We start from the raw sequence: 24,988 nt of genomic DNA on the forward strand, positions 1-24,988 counted from the left end.
AAAGTGTGCCACAATGATTACTAAGGAGGGATTCAGATATATGGTAACGAGTATTCATGATCGAGCGGTTCTGCATAACGGTGTTCAGATGCCTTGGGTTGGTTTAGGTGTTTATAAAGCAGAAGATGGTGATGAAGTCATCCAGTCCATTAAATGGGCACTTGATGCAGGGTATAGAAGCATCGACACAGCCAGTCTTTATAACAATGAAGCAGGAGTCGGGCAAGCTATCGCTGAGTCAGATGTACCGAGAGAAGACCTTTTTATCACGACAAAGGTCTGGAACACAGATCAAGGTTATGACGAAACACTAGCGGCTTTTGATGCGAGCTTAGAAAGGCTCGGACTGGAATATGTGGACCTTTACCTCATACACTGGCCTGTTCCTGGCAAGTATAAGGAAACATGGAAAGCTATTGAGAAGATTTATAACGAGGGCCGTGCAAAGGCAATTGGTGTAAGTAACTTCAAGCAGCATCATCTTGAAGATCTGATCGCAGATGCAGAGATTAAGCCGATGGTGAATCAGGTTGAATATCATCCTCGTCTGACACAGGAAGATCTTTTAACATACTGCAAACAGCAGGGAATACAGCTTGAAGCTTGGCGTCCCTTGCTAAAAGGTGAAATTTTTGAGGAACCAACTTTGGTGGAACTTGCTGATAAGCACAATAAAACCGTTGCGCAGATTATTTTAAGATGGGATCTTCAAAATGGAGTTGTAACGATTCCAAAATCGGTAACTCAACACCGTATTGAAGAAAATATTGATATTTATGATTTTGAGCTGACGAATGAAGATATGACGCGGATTTCTGCCCTGAATCAGGACAAGCGGAACGGTGCTGATCCTGACGATCCTGAATTTTATAAGCAGTTTGAATAGATGTAAAAGCAGTCTTTCTCAGATGAGAGGACTGTTTTTTTATTTAATAAAGGTGCCAAAATCTTATTTAAAGGTTCTACCCTAAAAGATTGTTGCTTAATAGGAATTTTTGTTCGATTCTCTTCATTGAAAAGTTGATTGTAGTGCAAGGTGCGAGACTCCTATGGGATGAGTAGGACAGGTGATGCTCCTGACAGCGCAAAGCGCTAGGAGGCTCACCGCACACCCCGTGGAAAGCGAGTATCCTGGAGCGGAAATCAACCCTTTCAAGAGCAACAAAGTTTGCGAAAATAGCCTATTAAAAAGAAAAAAGATCAGATCAGGCGATGCCCGTAGTTTTAAAAAAAGAATAACGGGAAAAATGATATACGTAGATGACAGAAAGGAAGTGCTAACATGTCAAAACGCATATTGATTGTCGTAACAAATCACCAAAATATCGGAAATAATAAAACAGGCCTTTGGCTTGAAGAGTTTGCAGTACCTTATAACGAATTTCGCGATAAAGGATATGACATTACAGTAAAAAGTATTAAAGGCGGCAGTATTCCTTTAGATCCGAACAGCTTAGATGGAGTCGAACAAGATCAATATAAGGAGGCATTATCACTCTTGGAAGATACAGCTGAACTTAGTGCAGATGATGCAGTAAGCTATGACGCAATCTTCTTGCCAGGCGGACATGGGACAGTCTTTGACTTTCCGAAAAGTGAAGCTCTAAAGGAAGTGGTAAGCCAGATGGCGCAGACCAATAAGGTAATCGGCAGTGTTTGTCACGGACCTGCTGGACTTACAACAGCGACACTGAAAGATGGATCTTCTATAGTAAAAGGAAAGACCGTTACAGCCTTTACCGATGAAGAGGAAGAAGAAATGCAGCTTACGAAAGAAGTGCCATTCTTGCTCGAAGCAAAACTTCGCGAACTTGGTGCAGAATTTCAGCGAGCTGGAAAATGGGAAGATTTTGCCGTGACAGACGGAAATCTTGTTACCGGGCAAAACCCGCAGTCCAGCAGAAGTGTAGCGCTTCGCATGATCGAAGTTCTTGATAAACAATAACATACAATTTACGAAACGGCCGGCTCTTGCTGGTCGTTTTTCTTTAGATATTCACCTATGAAAAAAATGTGAGTATTTTAATAAAGACATTTTTGATTAGGGGGAAATCTTGTGGGTTTCTATATTAGAGTTGAGGAGAACGTCAGAATTTATGTGGAAGATGTCAACCCTGGCGCAGAGAAAACGATCCTTTTTATTCATGGATGGCCTGCAAATCACAAGCTGTTTGAGTATCAGTTTAATCAGCTGCCATCGATGGGTTTTAGATGCATAGGCATTGACCTTAGAGGATTCGGCAAGTCTGATAAACCGTACTCTGGCTATTCATATGATCGATTAGCAGATGATATTTATGCTGTTGTTCAGACATTGAAATTAAAGGATTTCACACTTATTGGGCACTCTGTTGGAGGGGCGATTTCGATCAGGTATATGGCAAGACAAGGCGGCTTTGGTGTTTCAAAGCTTGCTTTGCTTGGTGCTGCAGCTCCTAGTTTTACGAAGCGTCCCGATTTTCCATATGGTCATACGAGAGAAGAAGTGAATACTTTTATCTCTGATACGTATAAAGACCGGCCAAAAATGCTTCAGGGGTTTGGAGATATTTTTTTCTTTAAATATGTAACGGCTCCTTTTTCCGACTGGTTCTTTCAGTTAGGTTTAGAAGCTGCAGGATATTCGACTGCAGCGGTCTTAGGCTCTTTACGTGATGAATCGCTTTTTGGTGACCTAGGTAAAATTCAAGTCCCGACTCTGATTCTGCATGGTGTTCATGATCAGGTTTGTCCATATCCTTTTGCTTTGGCGATGAATAAAGGAATACGGAACTCGAAACTGGTTCCGTTTGAGAACAGCGGGCACGGACTTTTTTGGGAAGAGTGGGAGAAAGTGAACAGAGAGCTTTCTCAGTTTGTTGTGTAAAAATAATATTTAATCATTTGTAATACATCACATGAAGATGTTCATGGTGATCCAAGGTAGCAAGTAAAATATCAGGAAGCTTTGTATTTTGTTTTTGGATTTGATTTAAAAGCCAAGCTTCATTTTTTCCTGTTTCCAAAAGCTCTTGTTGATTGATTTTTCCTTCTTTAATGACAACCTGAGGATAATCGAAAGGCTTTGGAGGCAAGTTTATATCCTTTTGAATAACGGTTTGGTATTGCGGCTGTAAAAATGAAGTAATGGTACCATTTGATTCAAACAAAGCGAGTGCGACTTCTTGAACATCTATTACCCTATGTTTGCGCAGTTCAGAAAATAAAACGTCTATTGAAATTCGAGCTTTTTTTAAGTTCTTATATAATATTTGTCCATTCTTTACTAGCGGAATAGGGGCCGGGTCTATTAATTTTCTTAGCGAGTGCCAATGAAGGCCAGTCATGGTTGTAGTCACATAAAGAATAACCAGAACGGTCATTGTGATAAGGGAACCTTTAAGACCAAGGTGCTGGTCAGAAAGGGGATGGGCAATGATGTTTCCAAAGATGAGAGCCATAATGAAATCTAATAAACGAAGCTGTGAAAAAGATCGCTGTCCCATCAATTTTACAGCAAACAGCATAAAGAAAAAGGCAACGATTGCCCTTAGAATCCATTCGATCGCCAATAAATTCTCTTGAGCTTGATAAAAATCCAGCATATTAGCACCCCGATAAACTTGATGCATTTAGTATGGTCGTAAAAAATGTCTTTTTAACCCGAAAAGTAGGATAAAAATTATTTTAAGACTCGCTCAGTGGAGCTCCATTCAATTTTTGAAACTTATCCAGTCTGAATTGAAGAAAGAGGAAGTGCTCGTTTGATTTTTTGATAAAAAATAACGTGAGAAGTCGCCCTAGAGGCGGCTTTTTTATTTGAGGAATATAGCGCAGGAAGATTTATGCGCGTTCGCGGAGATTTATGCGCGTTCGCGGGGATTTATGCGCGTTCGCGGGGATTTATGCGCGTTCACGGAGATTTATGCGCGTTCGCGGGGATTTATGCTCGCTCAAGAGATTTTATGCTCGTCCACAGTATTCAAGCTCCCCTCTGCAAGTCAATCAGAAGGACTTTAGACCCATACTCCATTGCCAGCCTTAAAAATTTATGGAAAGAACTTAGGGAAAATATATCATTGACGATGATAATCATTATCATTTAAGGTTATACATGTAATTAATAATGAGAATCATTTTCAGTAACGTAAATTAAATCAATATCTCAAGGAGGAGCAAAAATGAGCACCTTACAAATAGAAATGAACGAACTTTATCTGAAGCAGCAGGAAAAACGGGAATCAAACGCGAGATCCTATCCTAGACGCATACCTATTGCTATAGAAGAAGCTGAAGGAATCTATGTAAAAGATGCAGACGGAAGAAAATTCATAGATTGTCTGGCAGGGGCAGGGACGCTGGCACTTGGTCATAATCATCCGGTTGTGATCGATGCGATTGAAAAAGTGCTTCATGACAAGCGCCCATTACATACACTGGATTTAACGACGCCAGTAAAAGAAGAATTCGTAAGTGAAGTATTTGATAGTTTACCAGAAGAGTTTGCGAAACGTGCAAAGATTCAATTTTGCGGACCTACTGGTGGAGATGCAATTGAAGCTGCGATCAAACTTGTAAAAACTGCAACTGGAAGAAGAAGCGTTCTATCTTTCCAGGGCGGCTATCACGGGGCAACACACGGAACGATGGCTTTATCAGGTAACTTAGGGCCGAAACAGAATGTTCAAGGGCTAATGCCAGATGTTCACTTCATGCCATACCCATATGCATATCGCTGTCCATTTGGGATGGGTGGAGATGACACTCATAAAATCAGTGCCAAATATATCGAAAACCTTTTATATGATCCAGAAAGCGGAATCTTACCTCCAGCAGCTATGATCTTGGAAGTCGTACAAGGTGAAGGTGGATCCATTCCTGCACCAGTTGAGTGGCTTCGTGAAATACGAAGAATCACGAAAGAGCGCAACATTCCGCTTATTATCGACGAGGTGCAAACTGGAATCGGCCGAACAGGTGAACTGTTTGCATTCCAGCATGCAGGCATCATTCCTGATGTTGTAGTTTTATCAAAAGCAATAGGAGGAAGCTTGCCGTTATCGGTTGTGATCTATGACAGAGAACTTGATAAATGGGCACCAGGTGCACATATCGGTACGTTCCGGGGCAACCAGATGGCGATGGCCGCAGGAACAGCAACACTAAAGTATATCAAAGAAAATAACTTGTCACAGCATGCGAAAGAGCTCGGAGAAAAGCTCATGCTTGAACTATCTATTCTTCAAAATGAAATTCCTGAGATCGGTGATGTCCGCGGACGTGGATTGATGGTTGGAGCAGAAATTGTGAATCCCAAAATCCCGTCTGGGCAAAAAGGGACATTTGCTGCAAATCCTGAACTCGCGAGCCGCATTCAAAGAGAATGCTTTAATAGAGGCTTGATTTTGGAAGTCGGAGGCAGACATGGAAGTGTCATCAGATTCCTTCCGCCTCTTATCATTACTGAAGAACAGCTTGATGATGTGATTGCGATATTTAAAGATGCGGTAAGAGCCGCGCTCAAGTAGGGGTGCAGAATGAACACAACTGATTTTGACCGTTTTTTCCTAAATAACAGTGAAGCAGGACTGCGGAACTTTCAGCATATCGTATTTAAAACACAGCACTTGCTGAGCCAATTTTATAAAAACAATACAGATGCCTTTAACGGCAAGCATCCACATGACATTGAAAAAGAAATAAATGCTTTATCAATCACATCAAATGATGGAGAAGATCCTTTTGCAGTTCTTGAAGACATACAAGAAATGATTGTTAAGAACAGCATTCACGTTTCACACCCGACAAGTATAGGGCACCTTCATTGCCCTCCACTTGTTCCAGCAATTGCAGCGGAACTGATTATCGGTGCGCTTAATCAGTCAATGGACTCTTGGGACCAAAGTTCAGCAGCAACTTATCTGGAAGAAAAGCTGATTCATTGGGTAAGCGAAAAACTGAAGCTACCCCATACAGCTGACGGCACATTTACGAGTGGAGGCACACAATCCAACTATATGGGATTGCTGTTAGCACGTGACCATTTCTGCGATAAAGAGTGGAACTGGAACGTGAAGGTGAAAGGTCTGCCGCCTGAAGCAAATAAGATGCGCATTCTTTGTTCTGAAGATGCTCATTTTACGGTGAAAAAGTCAGCTTTTCAGCTAGGGCTTGGGGAACAGGCAGTTGTAACCATCGAAACCGATCACAATAAAAAGATGAATGCCAATGTCCTAAATGAAGAAATTCAACGGTTAAAATCTGAAGGATTATATCCAATGTGTGTTGTTGCAACAGCGGGAACGACTGATTTCGGGAGCATCGATCCGATTCAGGATATTGCACAACTGGCTAAGAAGAACCTTTGGCTGCACGTTGATGCTGCGTATGGCGGGGCATTGATGCTGAGTAAAAAGCATTCGAACAAACTCGCTGGTATTGAACAAGCCGATTCAATCACCATTGATTTTCATAAGCAGTTTTATCAGCCGATCAGCTGTGGTGCATTCTTCGTTAAAAATAAAGAAAACTTCCGTTATGTTGCGCATCATGCTGATTATTTAAATCCTGAAAACGATGAGGAAGACGGTCTCGTTCATCTGGTAAGCAAATCGGTTCAGACAACAAGACGGTTTGACGCATTAAAACTTTTTATGTCACTTCGAATCGTCGGTGATAAGAATTTTGCAAGCATGATCGATTACACGCTTCACCTTGCGGAACAAACGGTTAAAGTCATGAGTCAAAAAAGTAATTTCGAAGTGTGCAATCAGAACCCAGAGATTAATGCCGTTGTATTCCGCTATAAAAATGACAATCCTGAAACTCAAAATGATATCAACACTTTTATCTATAAAAAACTTCTTCATACAGGTACGGCATTGGTTGCAAAAACAAAAGTGAAGGACCAAGTATTTTTGAAATTTACGTTGCTGAATCCTCGAACGACTATCGTGGATATTGAAGATATTCTTCATAGCATTATTCAATTTGCAGCAGAGTACGAAAACAGGGGGATCACCCAATGACAAATCATAAATTACGAGCAGAAAATGCGAGCATGCAAAGTTTTTTAAACTGTTACCTTAGAGAAACACAAAATTTCACGGAAGATCATCCAGCTGGAGTGGAATGGCGCGGTGACACACCGGAAAAATGGCTGAAGATCTCATTAACAAATCAAGATACATCCATATTTGCAGCAGTTAAGCATTATTCATTAACAGGGCGTCATTTATTCCACTTCCCGATTTATTATAAAACGAGTGAAAAAATGATTCCGCTTGATTACGTCACATTGGTTTCGCTGCTATCTAAAGAATTATTAATTGATCAAGAACGGGAAGATGCAGAAGATGAGCTGATGCTTCGCACAATACTTAGTTGCCGAAACATTCACCGTTATTTAAAAGAACGTGAGGATGACGCAGATCAGTTAGAGAAAAGTGAGTTTACGTTTATTGAAGCAGAACAGTCTCTTTTATTCGGCCATCTGCTTCATCCGACACCAAAGAGTAAGCAAGGCATGAATGTGGAGCAAGAAGCACTTTATTCACCAGAATTAAAAGGTACGTTCCAGCTGCATTTCTTTAAAGCAGACCGTTCTATTGTTGCTCAAGATTCGGCTCATGATTTGACAGCAGAAGAGATTACGCTGGAGCTTCTTAAACAAGATGAAAAGTTTATCAACACAATTGAGCAGGATGACCAGTCTGTCTTTATACCCGTGCATCCTTTACAAGTACCCGTTTTATTAAACGATCAGCACGTACAAAGATACATAGAAGTGGGCAAGCTGAGCTACATCGGACCATATGGGGAATCTTTTTCAGCTACTTCATCTATGCGTTCTGTGTATAGCCGGAATTTTAAATACATGTTCAAGTTCTCTGTTCCGGTGAAGATTACGAACTCTCTTCGCGTCAACTTAGAAAAAGAACTACATCGAGGAGTAGAAGTGACGAGACTGATGCAGTCCCAGATCGGACAAGAACTTGTAGAAGTATTTCCTTCTTTTAAAATCATTGAAGATCCAGCCTTCTTAAACATACCTTTGGAAAAAGAAACGTCGGGCTTTGAAGTAGTAATCAGGGAAAATCCATTCTATGAGAACGATCAAAATGCTAGTTTGCTTGCGGGGCTTTGCCAGGATCATGGATTTGGCGGGCTTTCGCGAATTGCTGCCATCATTCAGGATCTTGCCAAAAAAGAAAACAGATCAACTGAAGAAGTTAGCAAAGACTGGTTCTCGGAATACTTAACGATTTGCATGGATCCTATGTTATGGCTGTATGAAACATATGGTGTAGCACTTGAAGCTCATCAGCAGAACTCAATTGTTCAGCTCGAAAACGGTTATCCATCCAGATTCTATTATCGTGACAACCAAGGCTACTATTATAGTGAATCGAAGGCGGATTTATTGGTGAAACAAGTGCCAGACTTGAATCGGAAGAGTGTTACGATCTGCAGCGACGAAGTCGCCATAGGACGGTTCCGCTATTACTTTTTCATGAATCATTTGTTCGGACTGATCAACGGATTCGGTTCAGCAGGCTTAATAGAAGAATCAGAGCTTATGAAAATGTTAAGAAACAGGCTGCTGCATCATGATAATCTGACTGGCGGCAAATCCGGATTATTAAGAAGTTTGCTAGATTCAGAACATCTGCCATGCAAAGCTAACCTGCTTACACGTTTTCATGACATGGACGAGCTTGTTGGTTCACTTGAAACTCAGTCTGTCTATACGAACATTCCAAACCCATTGCAAAAGGTGTTGACTTTAGATGCAGCCAGAATTTAGTTTCTACGACTCAACGATTGGAAAAACGCTATCATTTGTAAAAGTAGATTTGGAGAGGGATGTTTCACTTTTGCATAAGTGGCAGCAGCAGCTTTATGTTATTCCGTTTTGGAAGCTGGATATTTCCTTTGAAAAATACGAAAAGCATTTAGAGGAATTTTTGGCAGACAAGCATCAGACCTTGTATTTGGGCTTGATCGACGGCGTTCCAATGAGCTACTGGGAAGCATATTGGGTAAAAGGGGATGTCGTCGAAGATTGCTATGATCCTCACCCAGAAGATCAGGGAATTCACCTTTTAATCGGAGAAGAAGCTTATCTTGGGAAAGGCTGCGCGCTGCCACTATTGCGGACCATTGTACATTTTCAGTTCCTGTCACATGGAACTGAGAAAGTAATCGCAGAGCCTGACATACGAAATGAAAAGATGATTCATGTTTTTGAAAAATGCGGCTTTAAAAAAGTGAAGCCGATCAATTTGCCGGATAAGACCGGAATGCTTATGTATTGCCATAGAGAAACGTTTAAGAGGAGATGGGAAGATGTCTTTGAAACAGCCACAACTTGAAAAAGTGTATGACATCATGGGTGTTGGCATCGGTCCATTTAATCTTGGGCTCGCGGCAATGCTCGATGAAACCGGGGGAAAAGAAGCACTGTTTTTTGAGAAAAAAACAGAGTTCAATTGGCATAAAGGGATGCTGATCGACGGTACAACTTTGCAAGTTCCTTTCTTCGCAGATTTGGTAAGTATGGTAAATGTAAAAAGCAAGTACACTTTCTTGAACTATCTTCAGGAACATAACAGATTGTATCACTTTTATTTTCTAGAAAACTTCCATATCCCAAGGAAGGAATACAATCATTATTGCCGCTGGGCAGCAAGTCAGCTTAACTCTTGCCGATTTGGAATGGCAGTGGAACAGATTCTGCCTGTTGAATTTGCAGAGTTTCCACTTTATGAAGTCATCGTAAGGTCTGAAGATACAGGGGAAACAGAAACGTATTACACGAAGCATCTCGCTGTTGGAATCGGGACTATTCCTTCTATACCTTCACATCTTGAGAAGAAACTTGGTGCAAAAATCATCCATTCTTCACAATATTTAGAACGCAAAGAAGAGATATTGAATGCTAGATCGATTACAGTGGTCGGATCAGGACAGAGCGCTGCTGAGGTGTTCTATGATCTTGCTCAGCTTCAGGATAACGATGCGTATTCGTTGAATTGGTTCACGCGCTCAAAAGGATTTTTCCCGATGGAGTATTCAAAGCTTGGGCTTGAATATTTTTCACCGGATTATACGAATTTCTTTTATCAGCTTCCTTCATCCAAGAAGGACGAGCTTTTGCAAAAGCAAGACCTTTTATACAAAGGAATCAGCATGGATACGATTGCGGATATCTATGATCTGCTTTATGAAAAATCAGTTGGGCAACAAAAACCTGAAATTCACTTACAGGCGATGACTGAACTTGTTCATTTAGAGAAAGATGCAGATACACATCTGCTCTCACTTCGCCAAAATGTTACGGGGGAAGTCTTTGAGCTCGAATCTGATGTTGTCATTTTAGGAACAGGCTATGCACCATCATTCCCGCACTTCTTGATGGATATGCAAGAAAGAATCCAGTGGGATCACAAGAACCGCTACCAGATCACTCAAGATTACCGATTGCAGACGAAAGACCTTGAGAATAACCATATCTTTATTCAGAATGGTGAGCTTCACACTCACGGTGTCGGTGCTCCAGATCTTGGTCTCGGTGCACACAGAAACGCAGTTATCATCAATAAACTTTTTGAGCAGGAAATCTATCCTGTAACTCATAGGAACGTGTTTCAAAACTTTGGAACGGAACCGGCATGGAAGCCCGCAACCGTACGCTAAACCTATTTCTATTAAGCTGTGTCTTTCTGTTCGTATGTACAGAAGTATTGTTATCACCGTTCTATCCGCAATTTTTCAGGAAGGTATTTGGTATAACAGACCCGGACTTAACGGGATTTTACATTATGACGTGCAGGCTAGTTGTTGTGGTCTTCACCCCGATTTGGGGACTGATCGCTAACAAATGGCAAAACAGTTCTACTCTGCTGATCATCGGTCAATGGGGAACAGGACTTTCCTGCTTCTGGATGGCGGTTTCACAGACGTTTGAGATGTTCGTCGCAGCGAGTGTTCTTTTGCTCATATTTAAGAGCAGCTACTTTTTGCTGTACACGATACTGATGCAAGAGAACCGAAAAGCATCGACAGGTGCTGCTGCAAGCTATCATGCTGTTCTGCAAGGTGCGATCGTAACGGCGACCTTATTGTCAGGATGGGTCATACAGATGAAAGATCCGCTGTTGATCTTTTGGATGGTTGGAACCATGGAATGTTTATTGGGTCTCGTCAGTTATTTCATGTTAAAAAATGTGAACACAAGTGAAGTGATAGATGCATCGTTACAAGACAAGAGTCAGCGCAGTCAGCTGCCGCAATTTTTGATGTTCGGAATTGTCGTACTGACCTTACATTTAGCTGTAAATATGATTCGTCCGTTTTTTACAACGTACACCGAAAATGTGTATAACACTGATACAATGACGAGCAGTGTATTGTACTTGATACCTAGTCTTATGGCGATCGTATCTTTGCCGCTTATTCGTAAATACAGTGAGAGACTTGGCTGGAACGGCTATATAGCAGCAACCGTTATGATTATTACAGGATTGTTTTTTCAGGGAATTGATACGGGCATCGTATGTTTGATCCTGTTCCGCTGTATGTTTGGAATAGGAGCGGCCTGGTGTCTCGCAAAATTAGATGTGTTTATTTTTCAATGGAGTCAGAACTCGCATGGAGATTACAGCAAGGTCTCTGCGATTCAAAACGTAGGACTCCTGCTCGCACCTGTTGCGGCATCATCAATCGTTAACACCCGTACGATATCAGACGTGTTTATCTATGCAAGTTTGTTTGTCGTTCTCCACTTAATTGTTTTCTTATGGGGAACGTTCACGAGAGAAAGAAACAGAGGGAAACTTCAGTTACATAAGGAGGAAAAGCATGCTTTATATAAATGAAACAGAATCGATTCTTAAAAAAGATACGTGGGAAACCGTAAACAAAAATTTGCTGGCTAAGATGCTGGCTGAGTATATGTATGAAGACATGATTCTTCCTGAACAAAATGAAGACGGGTTTGTTTTCACCGTTAATGAAGAGCGTAAATACCGTTTTACTGCTGAAAGCCGTTTTTTTGACAGCTATGATGTAGATGCGGCATCGATTGAAGTGTTAGAAGAAGGTGAGTGGATTCCGGCAAGGAGTGCGATCCGTTTCTTAATGGATATTCAGCCGATGATTGGAATGTCTGCCGAAACCGCCGGTCACCTTATTAAAGAATTGAATCATACACTGATCGCTGATGCCAATCTATTAAACAATCATAAAAAAACATCTGATGAATTGGTGGATCTTGATTATGCGGAGTTAGAAGGCGAGATGTCAGGACACCCATGGATTACGTACAACAAAGGGCGCATCGGTTTCGGCTTTGATGACTATAGCAAATATGCACCTGAAAATCAGCAGGAAACAAAACTGTTCTGGATCGCCGTTCATCGTGATCGTGCACAATTTCAATCAGTGAGCGCATTACATTATGAAAAACTGATCATAAGAGAGCTAGATGGTGTTCTTGTTCAGCGCTTTAATGAAATTTTACGTGAGAATGGAAAACTGCCGATGGATTACTATTTCATGCCTGTTCACGAATGGCAGTGGAAAAATGTTCTGATTCAAAACTTCCCAGAAGATTTGGCAAACGGCATGATCGTTCCTTTAGAAGAAGGAACAGATCACTATTTGCCTCAGCAGTCGATTCGTACGTTTGTGAACAGAACGAATCCGTTGAAGGCACATGTGAAACTTCCTATGAGTATTTTAAATACGCTCGTGTATCGCGGCCTGCCTTCAGAGCGAACAGTGATCGCTCCTCAAGTTACAGAGCACATTAAAGGTATCTTTGAACGAGACAGCTTTTTAAAAGATGAGTGTGAAGTAGTGCTGCCTGGCGAAGTGGCGAGCATTAATGTTAATCACGCGCATTACAGCGAATTAAAAGGTGCTCCTTATCAGTATCTAGAAATGCTCGGAACAATCTGGCGTGAAAGCATCTACACATACTTGAAGCCGGGGGAACAGCCGATTACACTAGCTGCTCTTCATCATGTTGATGGGAATGGAAAGCCATATGTCCAAAGCTTAATCGAAAAGTCTGGCATGAGTGCGGACGAATGGGTGAAAAAGTTCTTTGGCGTTGTTATGCCGCCGCTGCTGCACTTCTTGTATCAGTATGGAACGGTTTTCTCGCCTCATGGGCAGAATACGATCTTAATTTTAAAAGATTATCAGCCAGAAAGACTTGCGGTAAAAGATTATGTGGATGATGTGAACATTTCTGATCAGCCTTTCCCTGAATTAGAGGGAGTGACAGAAGAATTGCGAAAGGTTCTGCGCAGTGAGCCGCCAGAAGGTTTAACGCAATTTATCTTCACAGGACTCTTTATCTGCCATCTCCGCTACATGTCAAATGTGCTTGTACGCAATGAAATAATTGAAGAAACTGCTTTCTGGTCACATCTAGCTGACAGTATTGAAGCGTATCAAGAGAGGTTCTCTCACTTAGAAGAACGTTTCAAACTATTTGATTTCTTTAAGCCAGAGCTGACAAAACTATGTCTGAACCGAAACCGGATGGTGGATTACGGGTATGGTGATGGAGATGACCGCCCGCATGCATCTGAATTTGGCAAAGTAAAGAATGCCTTCATGGAATCCGCGCAAGCAAAGTAACTGTTTAAAAGGTAAGAAAGGACTGCATTTTTTTAGAATGCAGTCTTTTTTAGTTGGAAGGTGAAGGGCGGCGATGACGAAAAATGTCGGCGAGTATCGACTCGTGGATAAACCCTGAAAATTTTTGGATTGAGATCCATTTTTCGTGGATTAAAGACCAATTCTTTTGGATTCAACTTCCAAACTTTTGGAATCACTGTTACCCGATAAAAAATAGCCCTGTCCAACCTTTTCTCAGGTTAAAACAGCCACTTTCACGTATATGAATTCAAGTATTTTAGAATCACCGTTTTTGAGAGCTGTTTTCCTGTGTTTTCGCCAGAAAACAATCGTAATTATCCGCGAAAATTGAACTGGAATCTTTCCCGCCTGCGTTACAATCTCCTTACTCCGTGTGAAACGAAGGTCAACCTGCGTGAAAACCGGGGGAATTCTGCGTGTAACTGCTTTCCTTTTGCGTGAACGTGTAACATATTAAAGAACACGTACGGTAAAATAAAACTGAAACTTCTGTCTTTTTATTTTCGTATGTAATAATATGTAAAAGAGGTGTGATGGGGGGCTATATAATGGATGACTTTGAAGACTTTCAAGAGTTTCAAGAACCTGGTTTAGGTTCAGGGGATTGGATTTTTGATTTTGGACCGATGTTCATGGGGGTAATCTTTGTACTTGTTATAGGGACGTTTATATTCGTGATTTTTAAAGGTATCAGTCAATGGAGCCACAATAACAATCAACCGCAGCTAACGGTTCCTGCTGATGTGAAAACAAAGCGAAGCAATGTAAGCGGAGGCGCGAACGATACGTCAGCGCATACGAGTTATTTTGTGACATTCGAAGTGGAAAGCGGAGACCGTATGGAATTGCAGGTGAAACCGCAAGATTATGGACAGCTGGTTGAAGGTGACAAAGGTAATCTTACTTTTCAGGGTACGCGTTATCTGGGGTTCGAACGAAATAGACAAACAGAATCTATATAGATGGAGTTGTGAATAAAATGACGACAGAACTAGAGAATTATCAATCAGGTGTATTAAATGCTTTCTTAAATAAAGAAGGGAAACTGAAAAACATACCTTCACAGAAGAAGAAAAAGTTAGTGATACTAGAGTACTTGGTACGCAAATTAGAGGGCGAAACTTACAGTGAACTTCAGATCAATCAATTCATCAAACAATACCATGAGGATTTTTGTACAATTCGAAGAGAGTTTATTGTAAATGGTTATATGGATCGAGACGCAGGCTTTTATAAAAAAAGAGAAGAATCATTGTGGGTGAAGTGGCAGGAGCTGAAGTAAACCGATGGGTGTCGTTAGTTTAGAAAAACGAGCTGCAGAACAATCTTTATGGGAACATCTAAAAAACGATGCAGAATGCCGTTTTGATTTGCATATTTATAAAAATATGCCCATTAAACGCGGCTGGCTAAATCAAAAGTGGAAAATAGAAACGAATAAAGGGACCTTTCTTTTAAAGCAATACAACAGGGAACGCATTAAAAAATATGACCTTGATACCATTCGAACCGCACTTCAGACACAAAATCGCTGTCTTCATCATGGAGTTCTCTGTCCAGAACTGCTGGAGCTTGGAGGGGAACTTTTACATGAGTCTGCGGATGGTGAGCTTTATACGATTATGCGTTTTATGGAAGGAAATTTAATAAAGGCTGGAAAAGCTAACCCACAACAGATGAAATCATTAGGCTCAACTGCAGGAAAGCTTCACAAACTATTGAATGATGGAATTCTTCCTCCCAAAAAAGAAACAATGTTTAATATGCCGGCAATCCAAGATCGTGTTGATTATTGGAATTCTGTTTTATTGGAGTGCGATGAAAAAAATTTAACAGAATTAAGATCCCTAATACATATTCAAAAAGAAGCAACCAGTAAAATAGGTAAAGAGGACTTTGAAAATTTAACTCCAGGATGGTGTCATCGGGATTTGTGGGTGGATAATATATTGTTTTCAATGGACTCCGTAACAGCTATCTTGGATTTTGACCGGATGAATTATGACTACCTTGAATTAGACATTGGCAGAATTATTATCTCAGCCTGCTTACATAATGATACTTTAAATAGAGAAGCGGTACATGCATTTATTGAAGGATATTGCCATACAAATGAATTATCGCTTGAGAGGTTAATTAATTCGCTAAAATTAGTTTGGTACATGGAGAGTACGTGGTGGATCTCAGTTATCGAGCATGAAGGTGAACCTCCTAAAAGGTTTGCACACGAAATGAACTGGCTGGCACAACATTTAGGCAATCTAGAAGAAATTTTAGCTTGGAAAAAATAAGCAAGGCAAATCACGTTTTAATCATTCAGCTTAAGGGAAATTCCTCATTATCAGATCAGAGGAGTGGTTAAGTGGAAACGAAACAATTAACTTTGCTTACTAAAGAAGATATGACAAATCCAGATAGAGTTCCAGCTTGGGTCATTGAAGAGTATAAGACCTTTCATGAAACAGTAACTGACAAAACGTTTCCTTGTTACTTTGGTATGGCCGCCGAGAAAAAAGGTGAGCTTCGCTATGCTTATGTGACTCATGATGACTGGTCAAATCTGCCTGAAGCCATTAAAGAATTCAATAAACTATTTGACGCACCTAAACTGATTCGTCATGGTTTGTTTGTTTTCGTCGAGCCTGAAAAAGAAGAAAAAGACATTCCCCATTATCGTGAATATTTCTGGAACATCCTTAAATACCTTCACGAAACAGATGATCAGCCATGGCCAGAACATATTCCAAAAGATCCCGATCATCACTTGTTTGCTTTTTCAGTGGATAATGAACCCTACTTTGTGTTTGGCAATGCACCAGCATATAAACAGCGTAAAACGAGGGATCTCGGAAACAGCTTAGTTTTAGGATTCCAGCCAAGACGAATTTTCGAAGGCTTAGAAGGAACATCCCCAGGCGGAAGCATGTCACGAGAAAAAGTACGTGAACGTGTCGAGAAGTGGGATAACTTGCCGACGCATCCGAATATCAGCCATTACGGTGACCCTGAGCATCGTGAATGGAAGCAGTACTTCATCGGGGATGACGTAGAACCGATTACAGGAAAATGTCCGTTTCATCATAAATAAAAATGAAATATAAAAAAAGGACTCTTTTGCTGGAGTCCTTTTTATATGGAAAATTTCTTCTTTGTATCTTTGTAAAACCTGATATTGCTGATGAAAATAACGATACTAATAATAGTAGATGTAAAATAGGCTTTGTTAAAATCGAATTGTTCAATATTATAGCCTTTAATCCAAATATGATAGCCAAGTTTAGCTGCCATAATCAAGGGGACAGAAAGAATCATTAGAAGCACATAATAATATAAGGTTTTCTTTGAAATCATAAAAGCCTCCTTAAACTTTCTAAAAACGAATTCTATAGGGAACAAATGAATTCCTATCATTTAATAATTTTTTTTCTTAAAATAGAAATAGAATGTTATCTAATAATTGGGAGATTACTTTTATGAGATTAAAAGAAATGGCTATTAAAATGGCATCAATTTATCAGAAAAATCCTAAAATAGAGGCTGTTTTACTCGCAGGTTCCGTTTCAAGAGGATGGGAAGATAAATATTCAGACATCGAGCTGAATATCTTCTGGTCTGAACCGCCAACAGATGAAGACCGAATGCATCCCATTCAAGCTATCAGTGGTTCAGTGATTGATTTTCACGCATTTGAGGAAGAAGAATGGGCAGAAAGCTATTTAACACCTGAGAATGTGAAGCTGGAAATCAGCAGCTTTTTAACAAGTACTGCTGAAACTTTGATTAACGATGTGGTGAATGAGTTTGATATGGATTACGGAAAACAATGTATGGTTTCTTCTATCTATTACGGACAAAGTTTATATGGAGATCAAGTGATCAATAAATTAAAAAATAAAGTTCAAATTTATCCAGATGAACTTGCTGAAAAGATGATCGAAGAGAACTTGGTCCTTTGGTACAGATGGAACAATCGCAAAGCATTATTAGACCGAAAAGACTGGCTGATGCTGTATGATCTGATGGGATCGGTCCAGAAAAAGCTAATGGGTGTGCTATTTGGATTGAACAAATTGTATATTCATCATCCATCATTTAAATGGATGCACAAATATAGCGAGATTTTTAACATTAAGCCAGAAAATATGGATGAAAGATTTTCTGCTATTTTTATAGGAGATGTACATAACAGTGTGCAAGAGTTGGAGCTTTTAATCCACGAGGTTTTCCTTCTTGTAGAAAAGCATAATCCTCATCTCGAATTTTTGGAATCATACAAAGAAAAAATGGCTTTTGTCCGACCAGTAAATGACGTATAAATAATGTGAAATAAATACAAAATAGTGATAGCCATCCGGGTGGATTCGTCTGCTCGGGTGGTTTTTTTGTGAAAATAGATAACTTTTAGCCATTTTTGGAAAAAATGAAAATAGAATAGTTGAAGGTGTAAAAAACGTTTACGGTACAGATGATTTAGGGAAGAGCCTTATATATACCTTAAATGGAGGATTATGAATGGCTACCGTAATTAAAGGAGAATATAAGCTCGTGAATTGTGACAGTGAATATGGAACATTAAAAAAAGTAATTGTATGTGAACCTAGATATATGAAGATTGATGAAATTATTAATGAAACCCAGCGTCATTTTGCGAAAGACAATATTAATATGAAACGTGCGATGAAACAGCACCAGGATTTTGTGAAAATGATGACCAATCATGGGGTAGATGTTTATAAGCTTCCTCCAATGGAAAAATTCCCGGAACAGGTTTTTACCCGGGATATCGGATTTACAATTGGTGAAACAGTATTTGTTTCGAGAATGGGAAGTAACATTCGTGATGGTGAAGAAAAGATTCTCCGAAACTGGCTTCTTGAGCATCAAGTGAATCTCTCTTTAATAGAAGGAGACCGAATTGAAGGTGGAGATGTAATTGTTCATGGCCATAAAGTTTATATTGGCGTAAGCGGAAGGACTACAGAAGAAACCATACAAGAATTGCAGTCTCAGCTTCCGCATATGGAAGTTATCGCTGTTCCATTTGACCCCATCTATTTACATTTAGATTGTGTGTTTAACATCTTATCTGATAAAGAAGCCCTTGTTTATCCGCACGCGTTTGAAGAAAAAGACTTAAAACTTCTTGCATCTCATTTTGAATTAATCGAAGTAAATAAAGACGAGCAATTTACGATGGGAACAAACGTCTTATCGATCGGAAACAAAAAAGTATTAAGCCTTCCGTGCAACAAAAATGTAAATCGTGCTTTGCAGGAGCGAGGATATGAAGTACTAGAAGTAGATATTTCGGAAATCATTAAATCAGGGGGTTCATTTCGCTGCTGTTCGATGCCCTTATACAGGGAATCGGTACATTAAAGGATGTAAAAGTGTCTCTTCCAAATAGGAAGAGGCTTTTTATGCCTTATGAGAGATTCTTTAGATTTCCGAGCGGTTCTTGAGATTTATGAGTGATTCTTGGAAATTACGAGCGATTCTTGAGATTTATGAGCGGTTCTCGGGATTTACGAGCGGTTCTCGGGATTTACGAGCGGTTCTTGAGATTTATGAGCGATTCTTGGAAATTACGAGCGATTCTTGAGATTTATGAGCGGTTCCCGGGATTTACGAGCGGTTCTCGAGATTTACGAGCGGTTCTCGAGATTTACGAGCGGTTCTCGAGATTTACGAGCGGTTCTTGAAGTTTACGAGCGCTAACAAGCTGCGAATAAAAAAAGAGCTGAACGCTTCAGCTCTTTACGTCATTTTTATTTCAGCCTGCTGCTTTTCATCAACCTTTGCATGCAGCGGCAAGACAATGGTGAATGTAGTAATGTTTTCATCAGAAGTACAACTGATTGTTCCTTTATGCTTTTCTATGATCTTTTTGCACACAAAAAGACCTATTCCGGTACCTAACTCCTTTGTTGTGAAAAACGGTTCGAAAATCGTTTTAATCGTTTCAGGAGGAATAGCAGGACCGTTGTTTGAAATCGTAATATGTACGTTCGAATCTGACTCGGTTTTACTGTAAATCATAATACGGCGATCGTGTTTCTTTTGCCGCAGAGCATCTATGGAATTCATGATCAGGTTAAGCAGAACCTGTTTCAACTCATCTTTGTGTGCCCACAACGTAATGGTCGGGTCAATCCGAGGGACCACATTCACATCAGCATCTACCAGACTTGGATACATAAAGTCCAGTATGTCTGAAAATAAATCCTCGAGCGCAAATTCCTCTGCATCTCTTTCCTGAACCCCTTTTCTAGAAGCATGAAGAAATTGAGAGATACGGAAATTAAGTTGAGTTAGCTCATGGCTGATGATGTCGATATACTTCATTCGCGGGTTTTCTTGCTGCATGAGTTTTACAAACCCCATAACCGCAGTTAGCGGATTTCGGAACTCGTGAACAAAGCTCGATGACATCTGTCCGAGAATGGTCAGGCGCTCTTTGTGGCTTTGGTCGATAAAGTGTGTCTTCTCTTGAATTTCTGCGTCTTTTAATTGGGTGTACTTTTTAACTGCGTGGTATAAAAACTCATCAAAAAGAGAATTAATCGTTTCAATGACCGGCTGAAGCTGTTCAATAGAAATACCTGAACCCGTGACGAACCTGACAATTTCACTTCGGCCTAAATTTACATTATATACAAATTCGCCAATATTAATTTTTGCTTCTAATCTTTGAATGGCAACTTCACGTGCGAGCTGCTTAATTTTTTCAGGTGAAAGCTGGTCGCGTAAGGAAAGCTTAACGAGCTCAACCATGTGCAAAGCATTTTCGATGACCTTATCCTTATGTATATCATGGTTAGAGATCACGACTTTCTTATGCCAATCGTTTAAATAATTAGGCAAATTTTCATCCATATATGTAATCAGACTCTCCGTAATGTCCAACGCCCGCACCTCTTTCAACATGAAATGATGAAATATGAAGAGAATTTATTTGCTATGTAAAAGTATCGCTACTACATATAGTAATTGAAATATGAATAAAATGCTATATACAGTTTACAATTTTTTCATAGAAAAGGGAAAAAATAAGGTAGGTAATTTGATAGTTTATAACGAAATCTATAAATGAACTTCAATACCTATACTTCTTCTTTACTAACAAAAGCTATCCTTCAAAAGTCCGCTAAATTTTCTAATAATTCTAAAAATATTTTAAGAGATTTCACATTGTGAAATTAGACGATTGTATAAAGCTATCTTTTTCAATACGATGAACGCATATTGAAAGGGGTGGTTGTCTTTAAGCTGACATTCTAAATAACGTATCCGTTTGAGGGGGAGAATTTGTGATCTCATCTGTTCAAAAAATTTCAAGGATATTAAATTGCTTCACCAAGGATGAACCAGCACTAGGAAACTTGCAAATAGCTGAAAAATTAAATATGAACGCAAGTACTGTCCACCACCTTGTCAGGACACTTTGCTCAGAAGGCATACTAATTCAAGACAGTCAGAAAAAATATAGATTAGGATGGAAGCTTCTAGAATGGAGCAACCATGTCATGTATCAGCAAGACATAAACACTGAAGCTCTTCCGCTGTGTGAAGGTCTTGTCAGAAGGTTCAATACAACTGTACATATCGGAATGCTGGATAGTGGAGAAGTGCGATTTGTTCTGCGTGTTGCATCATCGAATTCAGTACAAGTCCCGACTTTTATTGGTGATACGAAGCCTGCTTATTGTACAAGTACTGGAAAAGTCTTGCTTGCTTACAATACCTCAATGATTAAACCCACTATATCAAGAGGACTGCTTCGACGTGCACCTAACACCATTACATGCGTTGAAAAACTAAAAGATGAGCTTGCCGCAATAAGAGCAAACGGATATGCCATTAGTAATAATGAAAACGAAATGGGGCTGTATGGTATAGCCGCGCCCATAAAGTCGTACACAGGACAGACGATAGCAGCTCTTAATATGGTAGGACCCGTGTCATATATGCTTGGACAGGACACCCCTTCCATGATTCATCATGTCGTGAAGACAGCAGAATCCATTTCAAAAGAACTAGGTTTTATCAGCGTTTTATGACAGCGCTTACATTTTTAAATTTGTATTGGAGGAGTTAAATATGAAGAAAAGGTTAAAGGTAGCTCTTGCTCTTTTTTTAGCATTAATCCTTCTGACATCATGCAGCAGTGGAGCAAAAGATTCACCAAGTTCTGGAGATGCATCAGCTGATGGGAAAACATATAAATTCAAGCTGGCTCATATTACACCGCCTTCACACATGTGGCATAAAGCTGCTGAAAAATTCAAAGAGGAGCTTTCTAAGCGTTCTGATGGAAGAATTGAGCTAGAAATTTATCCATCATCCCAGCTCGGCAGTGAAGCAGACATGATGCAGCAGATTGAATCAGGTTCCGTTGATTTTGGTTTTATTACAGCAGCTTATACAAGTTCACGTTCTCCTTCATTTGCGGCATGGTTCGCTCCATACGCATTTGAAGATCTAGAAGCAGCACATAAAGCAAGAGAATCAGAACCAGCAAAAAAGATTCTCGCAACACTTGATGAACAGGGAATCACAGGTTTGGATTATTTGTTTGCAGGACAGCGTGTAATGCTATTTAAGGACAAGCATGTAAAGAAGCCTGAAGATATGAAAGGCTTGAAACTTCGTGTTACACCGAGCCCGCCTATGCAGGATTTCTACAAATCTGCTGGTGCATCCACCGAAGGTCTTCCGCTTCCTGAGGTTTACTCTGCGGTTCAGACAGGTGTAATTGATGGTATGGATATGGATTTGGATGCAGCGATCACAAACAAATATTATGAAGTTGCTAAATATGGAGCGGTAACGAATCACATGGTTTGGCCTGCGGTTGCTATGATGAACAAAGGGACATTTGAGGGCATGTCAGAAGAAGATCAAAAGATCGTGCGTGAATCGTTGAAAGCAGCAGCTGACTATGCTGTAGAGACTCGTTCTAGTCAAGAAGAAGAGTTTAAGAAAGAATTAGCTGACAATGGAATGAAAATCTATGAGATCGATACAGAATTATTCAAGCCTTATATAGAAGAATTTGATAAAAAATACGGACCTACTGACCCGCTTATTCAAGAATTTATTGACTCTGTAAGAAAGTAGGTTAAGTGATATGAAGATTAACTACGACAGGAATATTAATCAGAATATAAAACCTCCGATTGGTGAGAGAATCGGCATGATTCAAAGCTTCAGCAACGGAATATCTCGTATTGAAAAATTTCTAGCTGCTATCCTCATGTTTGCTTTAGCAATAATCGTCGCCATTTCAGTGGCATTTCGATATTTTTTGAATGCACCCTTATCTTGGTCGGGGGAAGTTGCTGTGTTTCTTTTGATTTGGATCAGTTTTATTGGCGGAAGTCTGGGGCTTAAAAACAAGTCTCAGGCTGCTGTTACGTTATTACTCGATTATTGTCCGAAAAGGATGAAAATGTGGATAGCAGTGTTCAGTCAAGTGTTTATCATTATCTTTCTTGTTTTAATTTTGTCGTATACGTACACATGGATTTTATCGGATGGAGTTGCTTTTCAGAAATCTACGGCTATTTTATTACCGATGTGGATTCCGTATAGTGCCGTTCCGATTGGCTTAACGTTTGCGTGCATACATGTACTGGCTCAATTAGTTCAAGTTATTAAAACAAAAGGGGCGGAGCTATGACAACTGCTCTCATCATTGGTATTTTTATTCTGTTTTTATTAATGGGAATTCCAATCTCTTTAGTTTTAGGAATGATTACGGTCGTTTATTTTTTCCTCAATGGAAATACCGCCTTGTTAGACTCAACACCAATGAGACTTTATTCTGGTCTTGATAATTTTGGTTTGCTAGCTATTCCTTTGTTTATGCTTGCAGGTGAGCTCATGAACAGCGGAGGAATCACGACTCGCCTTGTGAAATTCGCAAAAGTTTTCGTTGGTCATGTGCGCGGCGGTCTGGCTTATGTAACGGTGGTTGCTAATATGTTTTTAGCTTCTATATTAGGCTCTGCGAACGCACAAGCAGCAATGATGAGTAAAATCATGGTTCCTGAAATGGAGAGGGAAGGGTATTCAAAAGAGTTTTCATCTTCTTTAACGCTTGCTTCATCCATCATTGCACCGATCATTCCGCCTAGTATGATTTTTATCATATACGGAACCCTTTCAGGAACATCAATAGGCGGTCTATTTATGGCCGGAATAGTACCGGGTTTGATATACGGAGCAGGCTTTATCAGCTTAATCGCTTATATGGGTTATAAGCATAATTTTCCTAAGAGTAAGAGAGCAACAGGAAAAGAAATGTGGAAAAGCACAGTGAAAGTATTGCCGGCGCTTTTGGTTCCATTTGTTATTATTTTTGGAATACTTAGCGGTGCATTTACAGCAACAGAATCAGCAGCTGTAGCTTGTGTGATTGCCTTTTTTATAGGGGTGTTTTTTTATAGGGAATTAAGGTGGAAGTCTATTCCTCAAATTATGATCAATACAGTAGTAAGCACAGCAACGGTTACGTTCTTAATCGCAATGGCTAATATCTTTGGCTGGCTGATTGCATTTGAGCAAATCCCTCAACTATTTGCAGACAGCATGCTATCTATTTCAGAGAATCCTTTTGTATTTTTATTACTCGTAAACATTATGTTGTTAATTGTCGGAATGCTGCTTGATGGAATTGCGGCTTTAATTATTTTAGTTCCGGTATTTATGCCGCTTGTCACTTCGTTTGAAATTGATCCGATCCATTTTGGTGTAATCATCTGTATCAACTTAACCATTGGCTTGTTAACACCGCCAGTTGGAACAGGATTGTTTATCGTTTCGTCTATTGCTGAAGTACGTTTTGAAAGGCTTGTAAAAGCATCTGGACCTTTTTTAGTAGTAGCGATAGCCATTTTGTTCTTAATCACATATTTAGAAGATGCGGTTCTTTGGATTCCAAGAATGATCGGTCTTTAAAACAAAAAAGAGCCATTCTGAGTGAGGGCTCTTTTTTCATCATTGACAAGTTGATTGGAGTGCAAGGTGCGTGCCAGCCACCTGAATATACTTCTTGCAAGGCATGCGACGAGGAAGCACGCTTCGCTGGGTTTACTTGAAGATGCAGGAGCACAAATGCTTCCTTGATGTGAGACTCCTAATGGTGCAAAGCACCGAGGAGGCTCACCGCACGCCCCGCGGAAAGCGAGCATCCTGGAACGGAAATCAACCACTTCCAAGAGGGACAAAGTTTGCGAAAACAAACTTTCATAATATTAAATTAATTTTCTGATAATTTCATAATATGAAATTTCAGTATTGAGAGTCGAAAGCGCTTTCTTATATAGTGGTT

At 39.9% G+C, this 24,988-nt stretch carries 23 protein-coding genes; 20 read left to right on the forward strand and 3 right to left on the reverse strand.

The annotated features are described in order from the left end of the window. The first annotated feature begins 40 nt into the window (after positions 1–40). From ACFQ4X_RS01710 to ACFQ4X_RS01720, 3 genes are all read left to right on the forward strand, one after another. A complete protein-coding gene (locus ACFQ4X_RS01710) occupies positions 41–886 on the forward strand; it encodes an aldo/keto reductase (RefSeq protein WP_379832838.1) in 846 nt (281 codons plus the stop codon). 396 nt (positions 887–1,282) lie between these two features. After that, positions 1,283–1,945, forward strand: a complete 663-nt coding sequence (locus ACFQ4X_RS01715) for a type 1 glutamine amidotransferase domain-containing protein (protein ID WP_379832839.1) — start codon at positions 1,283–1,285, stop codon at positions 1,943–1,945. A gap of 111 nt (positions 1,946–2,056) precedes the next feature. Further along, the gene (locus ACFQ4X_RS01720) at positions 2,057–2,866 is read left to right on the forward strand and encodes an alpha/beta fold hydrolase (protein ID WP_379832840.1); all 810 of its coding nucleotides are present in this window, start codon (positions 2,057–2,059) and stop codon (positions 2,864–2,866) included. A 13-nt stretch (positions 2,867–2,879) separates the two neighbouring features. On the opposite strand, the gene ACFQ4X_RS01725 is transcribed toward ACFQ4X_RS01720, so the two are convergent. Then, positions 2,880–3,581: a DUF421 domain-containing protein gene (locus ACFQ4X_RS01725; RefSeq protein ID WP_425589402.1), complete on the reverse strand. Its 702-nt coding sequence runs from the start codon at positions 3,579–3,581 to the stop codon at positions 2,880–2,882. A gap of 579 nt (positions 3,582–4,160) precedes the next feature. On the opposite strand from ACFQ4X_RS01725, the gene ACFQ4X_RS01730 reads away from it, so the two are divergent. The 11 genes from ACFQ4X_RS01730 (at position 4,161) to ACFQ4X_RS01780 (ending at position 16,741) form a co-directional block, all read left to right on the forward strand. Then, positions 4,161–5,507: an aspartate aminotransferase family protein gene (locus ACFQ4X_RS01730; protein WP_379832842.1), complete on the forward strand. Its 1,347-nt coding sequence runs from the start codon at positions 4,161–4,163 to the stop codon at positions 5,505–5,507. A 9-nt stretch (positions 5,508–5,516) separates the two neighbouring features. Then, positions 5,517–7,007, forward strand: a complete 1,491-nt coding sequence (locus tag ACFQ4X_RS01735; RefSeq protein WP_379832843.1) for a pyridoxal phosphate-dependent decarboxylase family protein — start codon at positions 5,517–5,519, stop codon at positions 7,005–7,007. Further along, entirely contained in the window at positions 7,004–8,785 is a 1,782-nt protein-coding gene (locus ACFQ4X_RS01740; RefSeq protein WP_379832844.1) for an IucA/IucC family protein, read from the forward strand. The genes ACFQ4X_RS01735 and ACFQ4X_RS01740 overlap by 4 nt, the downstream gene beginning before the upstream one ends. Then, complete coding sequence (locus ACFQ4X_RS01745) at positions 8,769–9,353, forward strand: GNAT family N-acetyltransferase (RefSeq protein ID WP_379832845.1); 585 nt, start codon at positions 8,769–8,771, stop codon at positions 9,351–9,353. The genes ACFQ4X_RS01740 and ACFQ4X_RS01745 overlap by 17 nt, the downstream gene beginning before the upstream one ends. After that, positions 9,328–10,677 (forward strand): lysine N(6)-hydroxylase/L-ornithine N(5)-oxygenase family protein, encoded by a 1,350-nt coding sequence (locus tag ACFQ4X_RS01750; RefSeq protein WP_379832846.1) that lies wholly within the window; start codon positions 9,328–9,330, stop codon positions 10,675–10,677. The genes ACFQ4X_RS01745 and ACFQ4X_RS01750 overlap by 26 nt, the downstream gene beginning before the upstream one ends. Beyond that, complete coding sequence (locus tag ACFQ4X_RS01755; RefSeq protein ID WP_379832847.1) at positions 10,653–11,858, forward strand: MFS transporter; 1,206 nt, start codon at positions 10,653–10,655, stop codon at positions 11,856–11,858. Before ACFQ4X_RS01750 ends, ACFQ4X_RS01755 begins: the two co-directional genes overlap by 25 nt. Then, positions 11,842–13,632 (forward strand): IucA/IucC family protein, encoded by a 1,791-nt coding sequence (locus tag ACFQ4X_RS01760; protein ID WP_379832848.1) that lies wholly within the window; start codon positions 11,842–11,844, stop codon positions 13,630–13,632. The genes ACFQ4X_RS01755 and ACFQ4X_RS01760 overlap by 17 nt, the downstream gene beginning before the upstream one ends. Before the next feature lie 569 nt (positions 13,633–14,201). After that, positions 14,202–14,615, forward strand: a complete 414-nt coding sequence (locus ACFQ4X_RS01765) for a DUF2500 domain-containing protein (RefSeq protein WP_379832849.1) — start codon at positions 14,202–14,204, stop codon at positions 14,613–14,615. Positions 14,616–14,632: 17 nt separating this feature from the next. After that, positions 14,633–14,935, forward strand: a complete 303-nt coding sequence (locus ACFQ4X_RS01770) for a DUF2087 domain-containing protein (RefSeq protein ID WP_379832850.1) — start codon at positions 14,633–14,635, stop codon at positions 14,933–14,935. A 4-nt stretch (positions 14,936–14,939) separates the two neighbouring features. After that, positions 14,940–15,944 (forward strand): phosphotransferase, encoded by a 1,005-nt coding sequence (locus tag ACFQ4X_RS01775; RefSeq protein ID WP_379832851.1) that lies wholly within the window; start codon positions 14,940–14,942, stop codon positions 15,942–15,944. A gap of 110 nt (positions 15,945–16,054) precedes the next feature. Then, the gene (locus ACFQ4X_RS01780) at positions 16,055–16,741 is read left to right on the forward strand and encodes a YqcI/YcgG family protein (RefSeq protein WP_379836994.1); all 687 of its coding nucleotides are present in this window, start codon (positions 16,055–16,057) and stop codon (positions 16,739–16,741) included. Between the two features lie 41 nt (positions 16,742–16,782). Here ACFQ4X_RS01780 and ACFQ4X_RS01785 read toward each other — a convergent pair whose 3' ends face one another. Beyond that, entirely contained in the window at positions 16,783–17,004 is a 222-nt protein-coding gene (locus ACFQ4X_RS01785; protein ID WP_379832852.1) for a hypothetical protein, read from the reverse strand. Between the two features lie 122 nt (positions 17,005–17,126). Between ACFQ4X_RS01785 and ACFQ4X_RS01790 the strand changes: the two genes are divergently transcribed. Both ACFQ4X_RS01790 and ACFQ4X_RS01795 read left to right on the forward strand, forming a co-directional pair. Next, positions 17,127–17,969 (forward strand): DUF4037 domain-containing protein, encoded by an 843-nt coding sequence (locus ACFQ4X_RS01790; protein ID WP_379832853.1) that lies wholly within the window; start codon positions 17,127–17,129, stop codon positions 17,967–17,969. Positions 17,970–18,165: 196 nt separating this feature from the next. Next, the gene (locus tag ACFQ4X_RS01795; RefSeq protein ID WP_379832854.1) at positions 18,166–19,032 is read left to right on the forward strand and encodes a dimethylarginine dimethylaminohydrolase family protein; all 867 of its coding nucleotides are present in this window, start codon (positions 18,166–18,168) and stop codon (positions 19,030–19,032) included. A 378-nt stretch (positions 19,033–19,410) separates the two neighbouring features. On the opposite strand, the gene ACFQ4X_RS01800 is transcribed toward ACFQ4X_RS01795, so the two are convergent. Next, positions 19,411–20,559: a histidine kinase N-terminal domain-containing protein gene (locus ACFQ4X_RS01800; RefSeq protein ID WP_379832855.1), complete on the reverse strand. Its 1,149-nt coding sequence runs from the start codon at positions 20,557–20,559 to the stop codon at positions 19,411–19,413. A 404-nt stretch (positions 20,560–20,963) separates the two neighbouring features. Between ACFQ4X_RS01800 and ACFQ4X_RS01805 the strand changes: the two genes are divergently transcribed. Genes ACFQ4X_RS01805 through ACFQ4X_RS01820 form a run of 4 tightly spaced genes read left to right on the forward strand, consistent with a single transcriptional unit; the run spans position 20,964 to position 24,615 of the window. Next, positions 20,964–21,713 carry an IclR family transcriptional regulator gene (locus tag ACFQ4X_RS01805; RefSeq protein ID WP_379832856.1) on the forward strand — a complete coding sequence of 250 codons (750 nt, stop codon included), beginning with the start codon at positions 20,964–20,966 and terminating at the stop codon, positions 21,711–21,713. 40 nt (positions 21,714–21,753) lie between these two features. Next, on the forward strand, positions 21,754–22,773 hold the full coding sequence (locus ACFQ4X_RS01810) for a TRAP transporter substrate-binding protein (protein ID WP_379832857.1): 1,020 nt from the start codon (positions 21,754–21,756) through the stop codon (positions 22,771–22,773). Between the two features lie 10 nt (positions 22,774–22,783). After that, complete coding sequence (locus ACFQ4X_RS01815; protein ID WP_379832858.1) at positions 22,784–23,335, forward strand: TRAP transporter small permease; 552 nt, start codon at positions 22,784–22,786, stop codon at positions 23,333–23,335. Then, a complete protein-coding gene (locus ACFQ4X_RS01820) occupies positions 23,332–24,615 on the forward strand; it encodes a TRAP transporter large permease (protein WP_379832859.1) in 1,284 nt (427 codons plus the stop codon). Before ACFQ4X_RS01815 ends, ACFQ4X_RS01820 begins: the two co-directional genes overlap by 4 nt. Positions 24,616–24,988 lie beyond the last annotated feature (373 nt).

It is taken from the genome of Fictibacillus halophilus (genome assembly GCF_042680145.1).
Classification (GTDB): Bacteria; Bacillota; Bacilli; order Bacillales; family Fictibacillaceae; genus Fictibacillus; species Fictibacillus halophilus_A.